Below are 17763 nucleotides of genomic sequence, written 5' to 3' on the forward strand. Positions count from 1 at the left end.
TTGAAGCTAGAGTTTTACTTGTGAGCCAAGTTCAACTACGCGGTTTGGCGGGAGCTTGAACTGGTTGGTGATGGTTTCAGCCGTTCTAAATAAACCGATAAAGATTTTTTTACGCCAAAAAGCCATGCCCGGTTTGTCTGAAGCCAGCAAGATTTCCTTGCCAATAAAAAATGAAGTGTCCATGGTGTCCAGTGTCAGTCCATGCGCTTCTGTGAGTACCAGGTCTCTCGGCAAGTCTGGTTCATCCATATAGCCGTAACGCAAGGTCACGCGATAAAACGCATGCGGTAAGGCCTCTACCGACACTCGTTCCTCCAGGCTGGTATGCGGGAAGTCTTCAAAGCGAACGGTCAGGATAATGACTTTGTCATGTAGTACTTTATTGTGCTTGAGATTATGCAGAAGCGCATGTGGAACACCATCTGGATTGGGGGTCATGAACACGCCAGCGCCACTGACTCTGCCAGGCGGATGTGCACCGATGGCTTGTATAAAAGGGACCAGTTCCATGGACTCGGATTTTAAAATGCTGTAAAGCAAAGCACGTCCGGTCTTCCAGGTCCGCATCAAGGTGAAAATGATCAATCCGATCAGCAGAGGCACCCAGCCGCCATCTGGTATTTTAAGAATGTTTGCAGAGAAGAATGACAAGTCAATAATCAGGAATACGCTAATCAAACTGGCTGTTTTAAGCTTGCTCCAGCCCCACAGGTGATGGAACACCACCGCTGCCAGTAAAGTGGTAATCACCATGTCACCTGTCACAGCGATACCGTAGGCTGCGGCCAAATCCCCGGAGCTGCCAAAGATAAGTACCAGCCCCATTACGGCAACCATTAACCCCCAGTTAACGCGCGGCATATACACTTGACCTTCTGTTTTTTCAGAGGTGTGTTCTACGTGCATGCGTGGAATAAAACCAAGTTGCAAGGCCTGGCGAGACACTGAAAAGGCGCCGGTAATGACGGCTTGTGATGCAATCACGGTGGCCAGGGTAGCAAGGATAATCAGTGGATAAAGTGCCCAGTCCGGTGCCAGGTGATAGAAAGGGTTTTGGATGGATTCTGGCTCGGCCAGAATCAGGGCGCCCTGACCAAAGTAATTGCAGATCAACGCGGGTAAAACAAAACAGAACCATGCCAATCTGATTGGGGTGCGGCCAAAGTGTCCCATATCTGCATACAAGGCTTCAGCTCCTGTCACAGCCAGCACTACTGCGCCCAAGGCAATAAATGCGATTCCAGGCTGAGTGTTGAAGAACATGAACGCATAATAAGGGCTGAGTGCCTTGAGGATTTCAGGATGATGGCTGATATTGATGCCCCCCAAAATGCCTAAGACCGTAAACCAGGTCAGCATGACTGGTCCGAAAAATGCACCCACCACTGCCGTGCCTTTGCTTTGCGCCCAAAACAGCAGTAACAGTACAAAGAGGGTGATTGGAACAATCCAGCTTTCGAGTTGTGGGGCTGCGACTTCCAGACCTTCTACAGCAGACAATACTGAAATAGCAGGTGTAATCATGCCATCTGCATAAAACATGCATGCACCAATAATACCCAACATCATGATGCGCTTTCGCTGGTTGGGGTCGCCACCTGCATAGCGGCTGGCCAGCGATAGCATGGCCATAATGCCACCTTCACCACGGTTGTCTGCCCGCATGATAAAGCAGACATATTTGAAAGACACAATCAGCAACAATGCCCACGTAATCAGCGACAAAATGCCATACACATTATCCTGATTCAATAATAAAGGATGATGCCCAACAGCAAATACTTCTTTCATGGTGTAGAGCGGGCTGGTTCCGATATCACCAAATACCACTCCCAATGCTGCCAGCGCCATTGTATGCAGCGCTGTTTGCTGACTTTTTGATTGGTCCATTGTGTGAACGATTTAAAGCAAACCGCCATTATCAGTCAAATTCAGTTCATGACCAATGCTTTTTAAACAATTCATGCAACTGCGTTTTTTGTGTGTGGAAAATTTACAAAAAGCACGACCACGCACACTTATTTCAGATTGGATAAATGTGTGACACTTACTTGGACAGCACCGTGCTGCAAGGTAATGGCAAGCTGTTCGCTTATTTCCAGTTGTTGTGCACTGGTCACAGCGCGACCATCTTGCTTGTGCACGATAGCATAGCCCCTGGCCAACACATGATGAGGATTTAGTTGTTGCAAGCTGGCTGCAAGCAGTTGCAGTTGCCGCTGGTAGCCGGTGAGGCTATGTTGCATTGCCAGTTGCAATCGGTGTTGCAACTGTAGTACGGTATTTTTTTGTTGCTGTAATTGCTGCGTTGGTGAAATCAATCTGCGAGACATGTAATCCAGTGTCTGTGCTTGCCTGTCTAAAAGAGTGCGCATTCCTCTGCGTAGCCGGAGTTGCAATTGGTCCAGATGTTGTATCAGCCGTGATTGGTCAGGGCAGGCCAGTTCAGCCGCCGCAGTGGGTGTCGCAGCACGCAAATCCGCAACAAAGTCAGCAATAGTGAAGTCCGTTTCGTGACCTACACCACTGATGGTGGGTATGCGGCAGTCAGCGATGGCATGGGCAACGACCTCTTCATTAAAAGACCATAAATCTTCAATGCTGCCTCCACCGCGGCAAATAAGCAGTGTATCCACTTCCAGTCTCTGATTTGCGGTATGAATGGCTTGCGCAATGCGTTCGGCAGAACCTTTGCCTTGCACGGGCGTTGGGTAGATGATTACGCCCATGCCGGGGTAGCGTCGCTGGATGGCCGTCAGCACATCTCGCAGTGCTGCGGCATCTGCTGACGTTACGACCCCGATACGGCATGGCTCGGTTGGAATTGGCTTTTTGCGTGCAGCATCAAACAGGCCTTGTGCCTGCAGTTTTTGCTTGAGTTGCTCAAAGGCTTCGTACAATCTGCCCATGCCGGCAGGCTGCAAGAAATCGATGGTCAGTTGAAAGTCCCCGCGAGCTTCATAAAGTGTGACCGTTGCGCGTGCTTCAATTAAATCGCCTTCTCGCGGCAGGGTGTTTAACAGACTGTTGCGCCCTTTAAACATGACGCATCTGACCTGTGCCCGATCATCTTTTAATGAAAAATACCAGTGACCACTGGCTGCGCGCGTGAAGTTGGAAATCTCGCCACTGATCCAAAAAAGCGGGAAGCATGCTTCCAGAGTTTCTTTTGCCAGGCGATTTAATCCGCTCACGCTCAAGATTTGAGGAAACGATGTCGTAATAGATTGTGTCATACAGCGTATTATCCCAGAATATTTACACGTCAGCATGGTCTGCTTTCATGTCACTGACATGGATAATTCTTGGATATCCATTACAATTTTAGATTTATTTAAAATAATCGGAGCTTTGTATGATGCGTTGGTTTAAGGGGCGGTCTGGATATTTATTGGGTTTTATTGCTTGTTTTTGCATTGTTGGGCTGGCCTTGGTTATTCAGGTTCAAAACAATCTGGAACCCTGTCCGCTCTGTATTTCGCAAAGGATGATTTTTATGGGGCTGGGTGCGTTGTTTTTCATCCAGGCATGGCCTGTTGCCAGACATTGGAGTCACAGGCTGCTCACGACTCTGCAAATTCTGACGGCATTCGGTGGAGCCGGGGTCGCTATCAGACATTGGTGGTTACAAGTACATAAAGACGAAGTTTTTGCGGATTGCGGCGTTGGTTTTGACTACATGTTTGAAAACTTTCCTCTTAAAAAAGCGTTAACTTTAGTGTTTCGAGGAACGGGCGATTGCGCGGCAATAGATTGGACCTTTTTTGGACTGACGCTGCCACAACTTGGCCTGATTTCTTTTATTGCAACTGCGGTTTATGCGTTTTGGTTGTACCGTATTAACGCGCTACGGCCTTAACTGCGTAGATTGCTTATTTCTCTATCAGACTGTGACTGCATGCACTTTTTTAAAAAAACCGTGTTCCTGACATTGGGCTGCTGTATGTGGTGTTTACCTGCTTTTTGCCATGCTGAGCAAGCAAAACTGGACGCTCAATCACAAATGGGGCAAGGTAATGTGCTACGTCAAAAAAACTCGGGTGCACTGAGCAATCCTTACATTCTCTTGGTCAGTCTGGCTTTTCGTACGCCAAATGATTTAGGTATAACCACTTACCAGCAAGCCTACGATTACTATTGTCAGCAGGCAAGAGACGCTGAGGATCCCAATGCGCAATTTGCAATGGGCTGGCTTTATAGCATGGGTAAAGGCGTTGATACCAATCATGATCTTGCCGCTTTTTTCTTTAGCCTTGCTGAAAAGCACGGACATCGTGAGGCCGGGGCGTGGCTGGTAAAAACAGCAGGTAATCCTGCTTTGGCTAATCCACCCGCGTGTATGGAAAAGCCGGACGTCCCTGTCGAGTCAGTTAAAGAGCCAGTTCAGCCGGTGGCTGAAGTCGCTAAAAACGAGAAAGAAGAGACCCATAATTCAGCACCCATGACCTATCCCAAAGGTCCGATTTACAGGCTGGTGCAGAAACACGCGCCTTCTTATGATATTGAAGTGGATTTTGCCATGGCAGTGATTGCTGTGGAGTCTGGCTTTAATCCTAACGCCAGATCACCAAAAAATGCACAGGGACTGATGCAACTGTTGCCAGAAACGCAAGCACGGTTCAGTGTAAAAGATGCGTATAACCCCGAGCAAAATATTAAAGGTGGATTGTCTTACTTACGCTGGTTGCTTGCCTACTTTAAAGGCGATATTGAGTTGGTTCTGGCGGCATACAATGCGGGAGAAAACAATGTTTTAAAATATCGTGGCATTCCACCTTTTCCTGAAACGCAAAACTACATCAAGCGCATTTCACAATATTACAAGAAGAAACAACACGATTACCGGCATGATCTGGACACCAAACGAACAGTGCTACCTTGATAAATCCTGAAGTCAGCATTTGCCCTTTAATGTAAGCTGTATTCATCGCCTCAAGATACGCGTTGTTCCAGGCAATGAAGCCATGTGGATTGGATCGTTTATAACATATGCATCTCTAGTGTTTGCTTTGCACATCGATTGCTTGTTCATCATCGGTTGCCGATGCATTTGAGAATAATATGAACTCAGCTTCAGTTTCAGGTGTTTCTATTTCTTTTTGAAAAGCCGCTTTTTCAGAAATGATGTGTTGCCACTGTTGATAGTACTGAGCGCATGCTGTTTCCGCGTTTTGTTTTTTATTAAGACTTAATGCTGGTGCTTGATCTTTATGCGTTGAATGATACGGATAACCCTCCCTTTTTAAACAGCCCATGTATTTGGCCTTGGCAAACATTTCCTCACTATCAATGCGTGCAATTTCCTGATCGGCTTCATCCAGAGAGCTGCACAAGTGTTGGTTTTCCACCGGGGCAACCCATATTTGTTGCTGCTGCTGGTTGGGAAGGTGTATCACCGTGGCAATATCCTGCCCCCGTTTTTGTATCCAGTTTTCCAGAATCTGATTGCCACAAGATTCACTTTGGCAACGCATGACATTCTTCAATAGCAGGCCTGTTTGCTTGGCCATGCGGTCTTCTGAAATACCGCAATTGTAAATTGCATCGTGTGAGCGTGACAAATAGAGTTTGTAATTAGCGCGCCAAGAGGCATAAGGAGCGCAGGCAACTTTGTATAAAGGATTGGCCAGTGAGCACTGCTCTTGCTCCATGGCCTCCAGGCGCTGCGGGGCGTGATTGCCAATACGGTTACATGCCAGCTTGATGGCGTTGCCAAACGCCTGAGTGTAGCCCCAGAATGATAGGCGGGAGTGCGCGTATGTGGGGATGGATTTGAGCGTGGGATTTTTCCAGTCGAACTTTTCTACCGTTTGCTCAGCTTTGTTCAAAACCACCTCCTGATCAACTTCGATGGATAGTTCACTACACGATGCCTGTACTGTTCTGGTAGAAACGGTGTCGTAGTGGTCATCTGATCTCAATCGAAAGAAAACGATGTCTTCATGATAGCCGGGCTGGATCGATTCAAGGTCAACTGAGACTGCCAGAAATTTTTCTTTGCCTGATACCGTTTGCCATTGCTCGGCATAGACAGTTTGCGTGCAAAAACAGAATATAGTGCTCAGAATTAAAATAGACTTTTTGTGGGTCATGGCAAATGCGTGTGTAGGAAAAGGTTAGGGGGCGGATACAGATTTATGCTGGCTCAAATGTCTGAATGCAATTGCGACCTGCCTGCTTGGCTCGATAGAGTGCCTGATCCGCACGCTGCAGCAACTGTGAAAACGTATCGCCTGGGCACAGCACGGCAACGCCAGCACTGATGGTAATTGTGCCTACGTCTGGCAATTGTAATGTTTGTATGTGGTCACGCAGTTTTTCTGCCAATTGCCGGGCTTGCAGCAAAGTCGTGCGCGGTGCATAAATGATGAGCTCGTCACCACCCCAGCGCACCGAAATATCGGATGCGCGGGTATGTTCTCGCATCGATCTGGCGATGCCTTTCAGTACATTGTCGCCATGGATATGGCCGTGTGTGTCATTGATATGCTTGAAATAGTCTATGTCAATCAGGATCAGTGCATCTGTTGTGTCACGCTCGCTGATTCTTTGTTGTTGCGAAAAAAGGGCCTCAAAGTGGTGGCGGTTACTCAAGCCTGTAAGGTGGTCGGTATCAGATAGTTTTTTAAGATTTTGCTTTTCCAGTTCCAGGGCATGGTTGGCGGCAGCCAACTGTTCTGTGCGCTTTTTAACCAAAGCCTCAAGGTCTTGATTGAGTGTCTTCAGATGCTGGGTTTGCGTTTCCCGTAAACTTTCATAGTTATGAATGATAAAAAACTGTGCGAGCAGATAAAAGCAAAGAGTCAAGATATCCAGATTGGTAAAGTGTGTGTCAAACACCGCCAGAAAATGATTGCTGACGACCAGCATGACAATCATTGCGAGCATGTAGTAACCAGTTAGCCTGCCTTTGAGGTAAAACGCGCCAGCCAAGATGAGTAGCAGCAGTCCGCTGCGGCTGTTATTGCCATCGGCAAGAAAAAACACAGCCATGAATTGAATAAAACACAGCCAAAGTGCAATGCTGGCGATCAGCTCAATTTTGTGGCGGTATCTTTGCATGGTGGACAGCAACAGAAAAGCCAGCAGCCCGAATGTTACATCGATTTTGCCGATGATCGGTTGTTGTTCCCAGCGCAGTACACCCATGATAAGTGAAACAAAGCCAGCGAATGTAAACACATTTTGAAGAAAAACAATTTTGTAACGCACATTGTGTGCATCACTTAACTCAGGAAAAAGTTTGATTGGGTGCAGCATGACGATAAGTGCTTTGCTAATCCACTTTTTCAACATCCTGTTTCCTTTTGAAATTATATTTTTATACGGAGGTCAGTTTATGTGAAAATTGCTATTTGAACATTTTCGCCTAAAAGACAGATGTAAATTTTACATTTATTCATTTGAATGGTGTATCAATTTTATTCTAAGTCGCGGATGACGCCAGCAAACTGTGCGGCCATCTTGCGTAAATCCTGTCACTATTGAACTGATTAAGAGTGAATTGATAAGAGATGAAACCTATAAAAACACTGGATGATTTTGTCGGAAATACGCCGCTGGTGGCTTTGCAGCGCATGAATCCAAATGCCAGCAATACCGTATTGCTTAAGCTGGAGGGGAATAACCCGGCAGGCTCCGTCAAGGATCGACCCGCTTATAGCATGGTTATGCGAGCGGAACAGCGCGGACAGATCAAACCAGGAGACACGCTGATTGAGGCAACCAGTGGTAATACCGGCATTGCGTTGGCGATGGTGGCTGCCATGCGTGGGTACAAGATGGTGCTGGTCATGCCGGAAAATCAGAGCGTTGAACGCCGACAAAGCATGAAGGCGTATGGGGCTGAACTGGTGCTCACGCCTAAAGACGGCAGCATGGAACTGGCGCGTGATGTGGCGATGCGGCTGCAAGCCGAAGGCAAGGGTGTTGTGCTGGACCAGTTTGGCAATATGGATAATCCGCAGGCGCATTACGAAGGCACCGGGCCTGAAATCTGGCGCGATACCGAAGGCCAGGTCACGCATTTTGTTTCCAGTATGGGGACCACTGGCACGATTATGGGCACTTCACGCTATCTGAAAGAGCAAAATAGCCAGGTGCAGATTATTGGTGTGCAACCTGAAGACGGCGCGCAGATTCCAGGCATACGCAAGTGGCCAGAAGCGTATTTGCCTGGCATTTATGAGGCTAGTCGTATTGATGCGTTGCGTTATGTCAGTCAACAGCATGCGGAAGAGACCACACGCAAACTGGCCACACAGGAAGGCATTTTTGCAGGTATTTCCAGTGGCGGAGCGTTGTATACAGCTTTGCAATTATCCAGAGAAGTGAATAATGCCGTAATTGTCAGCATCGTCTGCGACCGCGGTGACCGTTATCTGTCTACCGGAGTGTTTCCCGCCTGATGCGTATCTGCTGGATGATCGTGTGCCTGTGGATTACGCATGTGCATGCAGTCACACATATCAGTGTGAGCGCCGACAGTATCAGCTACGATAATATTGTGTTGCAACAGCCGAGGGCAAAGCTTGATTTACAGTCCGGGCAGCAAGTGAAAGTGGATGCAGCGCGTTTGCAAATCGGAGCTGCAACGCTGGATAAGCCGCAGATATTCCTCAATGTCAGCCGTCACCCGACCTTGCTGGTGACTTCCTCTGCATTACAGTCTGAGCACTATCAGGCCAGAAACCCCACAATCCTGCTTGATTACCGTACCCATCCAACCCAGCCGATATTGTCTCTGGATGCAGAGATCAAAGCCACTGGTGACGAGATATGGGGCACGTTTCACCTGCGTTGCCTGGTTCCGCCTCAGGCGTCTTTGCAGACCTGGCAGTGTCATGATGGCTTGTATCAGGACGTGCGTTCACATATTCCATTTCATGTTCAGGTGACGCCAACCCTGAAGTCGGCAGCAGGGGCGACATCTTTGGCACGCGGCATGGAGGTGATGCTCAATGTCAATCAGGCCAGATTCAGCGATGCAGCCGGATTGCATGCAGGTGAGAATCTGACTGGCCAGATCAGGCTGTCTGCTTATGAGCAAGCAGATGGTTGGCGCTGGAAAGGCTTGTTTCACTGGACACAAGGCGAGTTGTTCTGGCAACCTTTTTACTTTGCCGAAGGCGGCAAGCGTTTTGAGATCAGTGGCTTTTACCAAGCGCCCTATCTGGATATTGAACAGGCGCAACTCAGTCTGGATGGTGTAGGCACCCTGCATAGTAAAAGCCGGATCAATCTGGTCAGCAAGGACTTTGAATTGTTAACAGTCAATGCGACGGATGTCGATTTTAATGGGGTATACAAGGCGTTTATTCAGCCACTGGTGGCGAAGTCAGTGTTTGGTAGCCTGAATGTGTCAGGCAAAGCCGACTGGTCGTTTGAGGCCAAAGGCCTGCAACCGCTCAAATTCAACTTGCATATTATCGATGCCAGTGTAGAGGACCAGAACGGCAAGTTCGGCTTTTCCCATTTTAATGCCAATATTCCCTGGGATTACGAGCGGCCCCAACAGATCAGTATGGGCTACCAGTCAGGACATGTGCTGCAAATTCCCCTGGGGGAAACCAAATGGCAGGCCGAGGTGAACCGTTTTTCGATTACAGCGCCACAGTTGCGGCTGCCTTTGCTGGACGGTGCATTGGATTTTCAGGATTTTTCGGCGGCCTGGATCAACCAGAGCATGGTGTGGCATGTGAAAATGGATATGCAGCCTATCAGTATGCGCAGTTTCAGTCAGGCGTTGGGCTGGCCCGAAATGCGCGGGCAAATTGATGGCGAAATCCCGCTGGTCACCTATGCCAACCATGCACTGCGCATGACAGGTGAAATGCAGTTCAAACTCTTTAATGGCAAGGTCGGGATGTCGGATCTGGAGATTGTCGACCCGCTGGGCGCTGTGCCCAAGCTGCATGCCAATTTCAACATGCGTGATATTGATCTGGGTGAGATTACGCGTACATTCAACTTTGGCTCTATCAGTGGCAAACTGGAGGGCGATGTCAGGCATTTGCGCCTGCAAAACTGGAAGCCCGTGTATATGGATGCGGTGATTCAGACTGCCGATGGCCCGTTTGAAAAGAAAATATCGCAACGGGCCGTAGAAAATATTACTGCCTTGGGTGGTGAGGGGACTGCCGCGGCCTTGCAAAGAACATTTCTACGTTTTTTTAAAGAGTTTGGGTACGAAAAAATCGGCTTGCGCTGTGAATTGCGCGGCGATATCTGCAAAATGGGCGGTGTAGAAAATGTGCCTGACGGTTTTGTCATTGTCAAAGGGCAGGGTGTCCCTGCCGTGAATGTGAATGGCTATACCCAGTACGTTAGCTGGAAGGATGTGCTGAGCCGCATGCAGCGCGTGACTGACTCGAACAGTAAAATCATTATCAAATAGAAGATTAATCTGATCAACCATGGAGAGCCTGGCGTGAATAAATTATGCACATTGTGTTCGTGTCAAAGGGCATGGCTGCTTGTCGCCGTACTGGCGGCTGGCTTGCCGGGCTGTGTCACAATCAATATTTATTTCCCGGCGGCGGCGGCCGAAAAAGCCGCCGATAAAGTGATTGACGAAATTTGGCAGCTACCCCCGGATCAAGCTGCCCCCGTTGATCATGCCGTCAGTCCTCCCGCAAGTCCGGCAGCCGTCACACCGGTCAATGATAGTGGCAGTCAGCCTGCCAATCGCAAGGAGTAGCCAAATGATGACAAGATACATAGCAGGCGTCTTTCTGGCTTTTTGTTTCATGGCAGCTTTTTCGCATGCGCAGGCTGCGGCCGATCTGAATGTCAACACGCCAGCGGTGGCTGCAGTCAAGGCCGCGATGCAGGCACGTCATGCGCAATTGTCAGCCTATTACCAGTCAGGTGCGGTTGGCTTGACCGTTGAGGGGTTTGTTGCAGTCAAAGATGCCAGTTTGGTGCCATTGTCCCAACGTGGTGCGCTGGCAGGACTCGTCAATGATGAAAATACAGACAGGACCCATTTGTATCAGGGCATTGCTGCCGCGAATGGTCACCCTGAGTGGGAGGGTGAAATCCAGCGCATCTTTGCCCTGCGCTGGATAGACAAGGCCCAAAGTGGCTGGTTTGTGCAACGCGAGGGGCAGTGGAGTCGCAAGTAAGCTACTAAACACCGGTAAATCATTGCTTTATCGTCCAATTGCCGCCGCTCTTTCTCACGTAGACTGAAACTGTAGGCTCTTCTGTAATCACAGGGTATGCTGTGAATACAGGGGGAAAAAGGCCTGATTTCTGTTTCAGGCATAGTCATTGCATGCAGTCTTCTGTGCATGTTGCGTTGAAAGGAGTTTGTTGTGGCAAATAATCTTTTCGTACTTCCCCGGCTGGGCCAGACGATTCAGCAGGATGATCTTGGTGTCTACTATATTCTTAATCAACAAACCGGTCGGGTACGTTCCCTGATTCAACTGGTGCGAGAAAATTTGCACTGGTATTTATTGCAGTTGCAGCCGATTGCGGATGGACTGGATTACCGCTGGTCTGTCATGGCGCGAGAGCAGGATTGTGACTTGAGGCCGGTGAGCGACAAGCAAATCGCCCATTACTTCTCCAGGCCTGAATATTCTGAACCTGTGGGTGCCTGGCAGGTGCTGCGTAATCACGAGTTTGGTTTTGCCAAATTCACGCCTATGTCCAGTCCGGACGAAGTCAGCTATGCGATTTTGACCTTTGATGGTGAAGAGATGAAGCGGCCAATTCGTTTGCATAAAGCCCCTGCCGAATGGCTGGAAGATGAGTCAGCGGCTGAACAATTGCTACCGCGTGCAGAGTTTGCCTGACAAGCGTCAGCGTTTTACTTTCTTATCACCTTTTGAACGCATTACCTTTGCACGCATTAATTCCGCATTGCCTCCTCAGGAGGCAATGCTTGAATGGACTAGCGCCAGGCTAAGCTGTTGTACTCACGACATTCCCGCTGGGGCCACGGTTCTGCATGCTGCTAGATAGTGCCTGCAGAAAGCCTGTGAGATTGCTATTGTCACTGTTTCCCCCCAGGGCACTCACCAGCGATTGAAAGCTGCTTTCAAGGCTGCTGTCCGACGCTGTATTACTATCAGTGCTGCTGTCACTGCTGCTGGTCAGTGAAGAGAGCAGGCTTTGCAACTTATCCTCCATACCTTGTCCGCCATAGCCATTTGGCGGAGGGGGCGGCATTCCCTGCATGGCCACATCGCTGCTATCAGCGGATGACGTGTCAGTGCTGCTGGCGTCGGTTGAACCTTGCGCTTGCAGCGCGCTCATCAGTTGCTGTAAAAATGAATTGAGTGCGCTGGCCGCATCGGTGGTCGTGCTGGTGTCGCTGCTGTCACTGTCTGTCGTGGTGGCATCTGTGGATGCTGTTGTGCCTGAAGATTGTCCAAATATGGCTTCCAGTCCGCCTTCTACGCCCGCACTTTTCAGGGCGGAATCTATGGCGCCCAGTAATCCGCCTCCATCTTTGCCGCGTTGCTCGCCATCAGGCGGTGGCGGTGGCATGCCGCGCTGACTCACCTGGGAAAAGGATTGAATGCTGCTACTGCTGTTGACTGCGCTAATACTGGTCATGGTGTGACTCCCTATGGTTTTAAAGTGGCTCAGCATGGAGGGCGCACGCAGTGTGCATGCTATCCAAATCGCTGAACATGCCAAGATTAACCTTTACAGTCGTTTTATTATGGGTGAATAAAAGGTAAAAAAACCTTATAAATCATATATTTAAATGTATCATTTGATACAAATATCCTTGGTTTGTATCAAATGATACAAACCACTGTTCGCGTGTATGGCAGTGAAGATTGAAAGGGGACGGCTTGGTGAATTTCAGCCAGCTATGCTAAGGTATGTCGCAATCTTTTTGTGAGTACATCATGCTGAGCCTGGTCTTTGATATCGAAACTATTCCGGATATAGACGGTATCCGCCGTTTACAAGAATTACCGGATACGCTTGCGGATGCCGACGTGGCGAATATCGCCTTTCACCAGCGTCGGCAGCAGAATGGCACCGACTTTCTGCCACATCATTTGCAGCGGGTCTGTGCGATTTCGTGTGCCTTGCGTGAAGGTAACCAGTTTCGGGTATGGACATTAGGCGATGAGCAGGCAACAGAAGCGGAAATTATCCAGCGCTTTTTTGACGGCATTGAAAAGTACACCCCCAACCTGGTGAGCTGGAATGGCGGCGGCTTTGATTTGCCCGTACTGCATTATCGTGCCATGGTGCATGGCATTGCAGCACCGCGTTACTGGGATCTGGGCGAGGATGAGAAAGATTTTAAATGGAACAACTACATCAGCCGTTATCACATGCGGCATCTGGATTTGATGGATGTACTGGCCATGTATAGCGGTCGTGCAAATGCACCGCTCGATCAAATGGCCCAGTTGTGCGGCTTTCCCGGCAAGCTGGGCATGGATGGCAGCAAGGTGTGGCAGGCGTATTTAAATGGCGAAATCAAGGCGATTCGCGATTACTGTGAAACGGATGTCGCCAATACGCATCTGGTCTATTTGCGCTTTTTGAAAATGCGCGGGCATCTGACCGAAGCTGAGTACAACACTGAAATTGCATTGGTCAAAGAGACGTTGTCTAGCTATTCCGAAGCGCATTGGCAGCAGTTTATTGCGGCCTGGCAATAAACTGCTGGACTGCTTCATTTATAGCTGCTCTGGTGTGCTTCAGGGGGTTGCCGTTTCTGCGGGAGCGTCTTCCGTCGCGTCCCCATCGATCGCATTGCGCCAGTTCAGAATAATCCGCTGCGGTTTGTTGGCCTGATGGTTAAAACCATAGCGCTGCGCATGACCTTGATAACTGGCAATGACTGTATATTTACCGCTGGGCAAATTCAGCATCAGCCTCGGCGCAGCACTTTCCAGCGTAAATGCCGGCTGATTTTTCCTGTCCACAATCTCGACATTGACGTTGTCGATCACGCGGCCAGCTTTGCCCTCAGAAAATAAAAAGTAAAGATTGAATTGTTTTTTGTAGGGTTCCAGCGCTTCAACTTCTTCAGACCCAATGCCGCCAGTGACATAGTCCACACCATGGCTATCCTGCTGAATCGCAATCTCGTCAGCAAAGGCTGCTTGCGATAAACAAACGATAATTGAGAACGCTATATAAAAACTCCATTGAGCAAACATATCAGACTCCTCTCAGACTTTGACGTTTCTTTGCTGATTGTAAGAGCATTTGCGGTAAAATAATAGCCATGAGAAGCAATCGTCAACGAATCAACCGCCTGTCGCCTGCCGCGCTGGCGTCAAAGCCCCCCCGTGTTGCCACCATCGAATCGCTAGACCAGGAAGGGCGTGGCGTGACCCATGTCGATGGCAAAGTGATATTTGTCGAAGGGGCACTGCCTTTTGAGCAAATTAAATTTGTCTCGTACCATGTGAAATCTACCTACGAGGTCGCTACCACGGTCGAAGTGCTCAAGCCTTCCAGCCAGCGGGTGGTGCCACGCTGTGAATATTATGGGGTGTGCGGTGGCTGCGCCATGCAGCATCTTGAGTTTTCAGCGCAGGTGGCGGCCAAGCAGCGCATGCTGGAAGATGACTTATGGCATATTGGTCGCGTGAAGGCTGAAAAAATACTGCCGCCGATTCAGGGCACGCCCTGGCAGTATCGGCATAAGGCCCGTTTGCGCGTGCGATATGTCGAGAAAAAGGGCGGTGTACTGGTCGGCTTTAATGAAAAAGCCACCAGTTACGTGACCTTTATGGACAGTTGCCAGGTGCTGCCCAAGCCTTTATCTGACCTGATTGTGCCCCTCAAGACACTGATCGCGCAGCTCAGTGTGAAGCAGTCATTGCCGCAAATAGAAGTGGCAGTGGGCGAAGAGGCTACGGTGCTGGTATTGCGTATTCTGGAGGCGCTGGAGCCAGAAGATTTGCCGCATTTGCAGGCGTTTGAACAGGCGCATGGTGTGCAACTGTGGACCCAAACCAAGGGGCCTGACACGGTGAAGCCGCTGTTTGCGCATGACAAAGGCTTGCATTACAGCCTACCTGAGTTCGGTCTGCGCTATCCTTTCAATCCGCTCGAGTTTACCCAGGTGAACCCGGCGATTAACCGCGTCATGCTCAGGCGTGCCATGCAGTTATTGCAGCCGCAAGCCCATGAACGCATTGCGGACTTCTTCTGCGGTCTGGGTAACTTTACTCTGCCGATTGCACGCAGTGGCGCACAAGTGTATGGCGTGGAGGGTGCGCAGGCGCTGGTGAAGCGTGCGGTTGAGAATGCAACATTAAATGGTGTCAGCAATGTGGAATTTGCCGAATCGGATTTGTTTGATATGACGGCTGAATTATTGCAGGGCCTGGGGCGCTTTGATAAATGGTTGATTGATCCGCCGCGTGATGGGGCAATTGAACTGGTGAAAGCGCTGCCGGACGCCGGGGCTGACCATGCGCATATCGCGCCGCAACGCATTGTCTATGTGTCTTGTAACCCTTCCACACTGGCCCGTGACGCCGCGATTCTGACACAAGCCAAAGGCTATGTGTTAAAAGCGGCCGGGGTGATGAATATGTTCCCGCATACTGCGCATGTGGAGTCTATTGCCTGGTTTGAAAGAAGTTAATGCGTGCTGGACAGTGGTGGAAGGGGGCGCTGATCGCAACCTTGTGGATGTTGTCAGGTTGCCAATCCTCATCCTCAAATAATGTGCTGGTGTTTGCAGTCGCTCAGGCGCCGATTAATCTCGATCCGCGTTATGCGACTGATGCAGCTTCTGAACGCGCCAACCGTTTGTTATATCAACGTCTGGTAGAGTTTGACAGTGCTTCGCATGAAGTTGCCGGCCTGTCTGACTGGCAGCAAATAGACGCGCGGCATTATCGATTTCATTTAAAGCCACAGGCGGCACCGTTTCACCATGGTCAGCCGTTGACTGCGCAAGATGTCAAGGCCACTTATGACAGTTTGCTCGCTTTGCCAGACTCTCCCCATGTTGCTGAATTTAAACACATTCAGCGCATAGACACTCCGGATGCACGCACCATAGACTTTACACTTAATCGCCCTGACTCCCATTTTCCGGCACGCTTGATTATTGGTATTTTACCTGCTGACCTGGTTGCCGCTGGCCATGACTTTACGCATCAGCCAGTTGGTAATGGTCCATTCAGGCTGAACGCTTGGTCGCGGTCACTGGTGTTGACCCGTGTGCGCGATGGTTTGCAGGTTTGTTTTAATGAAGTGAAAGACCCTAATGTCCGTGTGCTGAAGCTCAAACGCGGAGAAGCTGACTTGATACAGGGAGATTTGCCGCCGGAGCTCGTCAGCTATTTACAAGCGCAGCCTGGCTTGATGGTGCAAACTGCAGCAGGCGCCAATTATTCGTATCTAGGCATTAATACTCAGGCGGATTATTTGCGTGACTCCAAAGTCAGGCAAGCGATTGCCTACGCAATTGATACGGATGCCATTATCCGCAAGGTCATGGTGCCGCATACCCGTTCAGCGAATGCCATTTTGCCGCCCGAGCATTATGCAGGCAATCGTGACTTGCAGCCTTATCGCTATCAACCAGCGCTGTCACGACAATTGCTACAGTCTGCGGGCATTAAGTTGCCATTGACCCTGATTTACAAAACCAGTACTGACGCTCAACGTGTCCGCTTGGCCACGATATTGCAGGCACAAATGCGTGAGGCGGGGATTGATTTGCACATCAAGAGTTTGGATTGGGGGACTTTCTTTTCCGATGTTCAGCAGGGGAATTTTCAGCTGTATGGTCTCACTTGGGTCGGCATTAAAACGCCCGAAATTTATACCAAGGTTTTTGCATCAGCTAATGTACCGCCTGTAGGGGTGAACCGCGGGCGCTATCGCGACAGTGAACTGGATCGCTTGCTGGCCGCGGAGGACTGGATGGCCGCCACCCGGCGTATTCACAGTCGCTTACCGTATATTCCGCTATGGTACGAAGGGCAGTTTGCTGCTTATCGGCCATCGATTCAGACCTATGCGCCAATGCCGGACGGCAACTGGGATGGCCTTTCTAATGTCGTATTTAAAGCGTCTGCACGCCAAACCAGTGGCCTATCAGCGCAGTAAACCCCATTGCAACAACGCCCCAAACCAGCACGCGAGTGGTGCCTTTTAACACATTTGCACCCCCTGCTTTAGCAGCAGTCGCGCCTAATATCGCTAAAAACAGCAATGTACTGGCGGCCAGCCAGTAAGTGATATCGCTGCGCGAGGCGCAGATTGCGGTAGCTAAAGGCAGCGCTGCACCCGCTGCAAATGCGATTGCCGAGGCCAGTGCGGCTTGAAGTGGCTGGGCAGCATGCTGCGCGTGAATGCCAAGTTCGTCCCGGGCATGCGCGGCTAGAGGGTCATGTGCTGTCAACGCTTGGGCAACCTGTGTGGCCAGCGGTGATGGCAAGCCCCGCGCCATATAAATGCCAGTGAGTTCACGCAACTCGCTTTCAGGGTCATCACGCAGTTCTTGCGTTTCACGCTGCAAGTCAGCTTGTTCAATATCTGCCTGCGAGCTGACCGAGACATACTCACCTGCAGCCATCGATAATGCCCCTGCCACCAGTCCGGCCACTCCAGTAGTGAGCAACATGCTGGCAGAAGCATTGGCCGCAGCTACACCCATTAACAGGCTTGCGGTGGAAATAATGCCATCATTGGCGCCAAGCACGGCAGCACGTAACCAGCCACTGCGGTGTAAACGATGTGTTTCATGGTGTTTCATCACTAAATTCTGTCCTGACATTTAACAAAAAATCATAATGATTGTAA

At 49.8% G+C, this 17763-nt stretch carries 17 protein-coding genes; 10 read left to right on the forward strand and 7 right to left on the reverse strand.

Going from position 1 to position 17763, the window contains the following annotated elements; all coding sequences use genetic code 11:
• Positions 1-6: 6 nt before the first annotated feature.
• Positions 7-1890 carry a potassium transporter Kup gene (locus Q9291_RS07060; protein ID WP_306389328.1) on the reverse strand — a complete coding sequence of 628 codons (1884 nt, stop codon included), beginning with the start codon at positions 1888-1890 and terminating at the stop codon, positions 7-9.
• Positions 1891-2018: 128 nt separating this feature from the next.
• Positions 2019-3236 (reverse strand): exodeoxyribonuclease VII large subunit, encoded by a 1218-nt coding sequence (gene xseA, locus Q9291_RS07065; protein WP_306389329.1) that lies wholly within the window; start codon positions 3234-3236, stop codon positions 2019-2021.
• 119 nt (positions 3237-3355) lie between these two features.
• Between xseA and Q9291_RS07070 the strand changes: the two genes are divergently transcribed.
• Together Q9291_RS07070 and Q9291_RS07075 are read left to right on the forward strand one after the other, a co-directional pair.
• Entirely contained in the window at positions 3356-3859 is a 504-nt protein-coding gene (locus tag Q9291_RS07070) for a disulfide bond formation protein B (protein ID WP_306389330.1), read from the forward strand.
• Positions 3860-3943: 84 nt separating this feature from the next.
• Positions 3944-4882: a transglycosylase SLT domain-containing protein gene (locus tag Q9291_RS07075; RefSeq protein ID WP_306389331.1), complete on the forward strand. Its 939-nt coding sequence runs from the start codon at positions 3944-3946 to the stop codon at positions 4880-4882.
• A 115-nt stretch (positions 4883-4997) separates the two neighbouring features.
• Here Q9291_RS07075 and Q9291_RS07080 read toward each other — a convergent pair whose 3' ends face one another.
• Positions 4998-6092, reverse strand: a complete 1095-nt coding sequence (locus Q9291_RS07080) for a hypothetical protein (RefSeq protein ID WP_306389332.1) — start codon at positions 6090-6092, stop codon at positions 4998-5000.
• A 43-nt stretch (positions 6093-6135) separates the two neighbouring features.
• Entirely contained in the window at positions 6136-7296 is a 1161-nt protein-coding gene (locus tag Q9291_RS07085; RefSeq protein ID WP_306389333.1) for a GGDEF domain-containing protein, read from the reverse strand.
• Positions 7297-7514: 218 nt separating this feature from the next.
• Here Q9291_RS07085 and cysM point away from each other — a divergent pair, with 218 nt between their 5' ends.
• The 5 genes from cysM to Q9291_RS07110 all read left to right on the forward strand — a co-directional run bounded on the left by cysM (position 7515) and on the right by Q9291_RS07110 (position 11804).
• A complete protein-coding gene (gene cysM / locus Q9291_RS07090; RefSeq protein WP_306389334.1) occupies positions 7515-8408 on the forward strand; it encodes a cysteine synthase CysM in 894 nt (297 codons plus the stop codon).
• Positions 8408-10396: a translocation/assembly module TamB domain-containing protein gene (locus tag Q9291_RS07095; protein WP_306389335.1), complete on the forward strand. Its 1989-nt coding sequence runs from the start codon at positions 8408-8410 to the stop codon at positions 10394-10396. The genes cysM and Q9291_RS07095 overlap by 1 nt, the downstream gene beginning before the upstream one ends.
• A 33-nt stretch (positions 10397-10429) precedes the next feature.
• The gene (locus tag Q9291_RS07100) at positions 10430-10699 is read left to right on the forward strand and encodes a hypothetical protein (RefSeq protein ID WP_370530750.1); all 270 of its coding nucleotides are present in this window, start codon (positions 10430-10432) and stop codon (positions 10697-10699) included.
• A gap of 7 nt (positions 10700-10706) precedes the next feature.
• Positions 10707-11126: a YdbL family probable chaperone protein gene (locus Q9291_RS07105; protein WP_370530752.1), complete on the forward strand. Its 420-nt coding sequence runs from the start codon at positions 10707-10709 to the stop codon at positions 11124-11126.
• A gap of 192 nt (positions 11127-11318) precedes the next feature.
• Positions 11319-11804, forward strand: coding sequence for a hypothetical protein (locus tag Q9291_RS07110; RefSeq protein ID WP_306389336.1), 486 nt, complete (start codon positions 11319-11321; stop codon positions 11802-11804).
• A gap of 109 nt (positions 11805-11913) precedes the next feature.
• On the opposite strand, the gene Q9291_RS07115 is transcribed toward Q9291_RS07110, so the two are convergent.
• Complete coding sequence (locus tag Q9291_RS07115) at positions 11914-12570, reverse strand: hypothetical protein (RefSeq protein WP_306389337.1); 657 nt, start codon at positions 12568-12570, stop codon at positions 11914-11916.
• A 302-nt stretch (positions 12571-12872) separates the two neighbouring features.
• On the opposite strand from Q9291_RS07115, the gene Q9291_RS07120 reads away from it, so the two are divergent.
• A complete protein-coding gene (locus Q9291_RS07120) occupies positions 12873-13643 on the forward strand; it encodes a 3'-5' exonuclease (RefSeq protein WP_306389338.1) in 771 nt (256 codons plus the stop codon).
• Positions 13644-13682: 39 nt separating this feature from the next.
• Here Q9291_RS07120 and Q9291_RS07125 read toward each other — a convergent pair whose 3' ends face one another.
• Positions 13683-14147, reverse strand: coding sequence for a hypothetical protein (locus Q9291_RS07125; protein WP_306389339.1), 465 nt, complete (start codon positions 14145-14147; stop codon positions 13683-13685).
• Between the two features lie 68 nt (positions 14148-14215).
• On the opposite strand from Q9291_RS07125, the gene rlmD reads away from it, so the two are divergent.
• Both rlmD and Q9291_RS07135 read left to right on the forward strand, forming a co-directional pair.
• The gene (gene rlmD / locus Q9291_RS07130) at positions 14216-15589 is read left to right on the forward strand and encodes a 23S rRNA (uracil(1939)-C(5))-methyltransferase RlmD (protein ID WP_306389340.1); all 1374 of its coding nucleotides are present in this window, start codon (positions 14216-14218) and stop codon (positions 15587-15589) included.
• On the forward strand, positions 15589-17067 hold the full coding sequence (locus Q9291_RS07135; protein ID WP_306389341.1) for an ABC transporter substrate-binding protein: 1479 nt from the start codon (positions 15589-15591) through the stop codon (positions 17065-17067). Before rlmD ends, Q9291_RS07135 begins: the two co-directional genes overlap by 1 nt.
• On the opposite strand, the gene Q9291_RS07140 is transcribed toward Q9291_RS07135, so the two are convergent.
• Complete coding sequence (locus Q9291_RS07140) at positions 17024-17716, reverse strand: VIT1/CCC1 transporter family protein (protein WP_306389342.1); 693 nt, start codon at positions 17714-17716, stop codon at positions 17024-17026. The two genes, Q9291_RS07135 and Q9291_RS07140, sit on opposite strands and share 44 nt — an antisense overlap.
• Positions 17717-17763: the final 47 nt, after the last annotated feature.

The sequence above is a fragment of the Methylophilus aquaticus genome (genome assembly GCF_030769565.1).
GTDB lineage: Bacteria > Pseudomonadota > Gammaproteobacteria > Burkholderiales > Methylophilaceae > Methylophilus > Methylophilus aquaticus.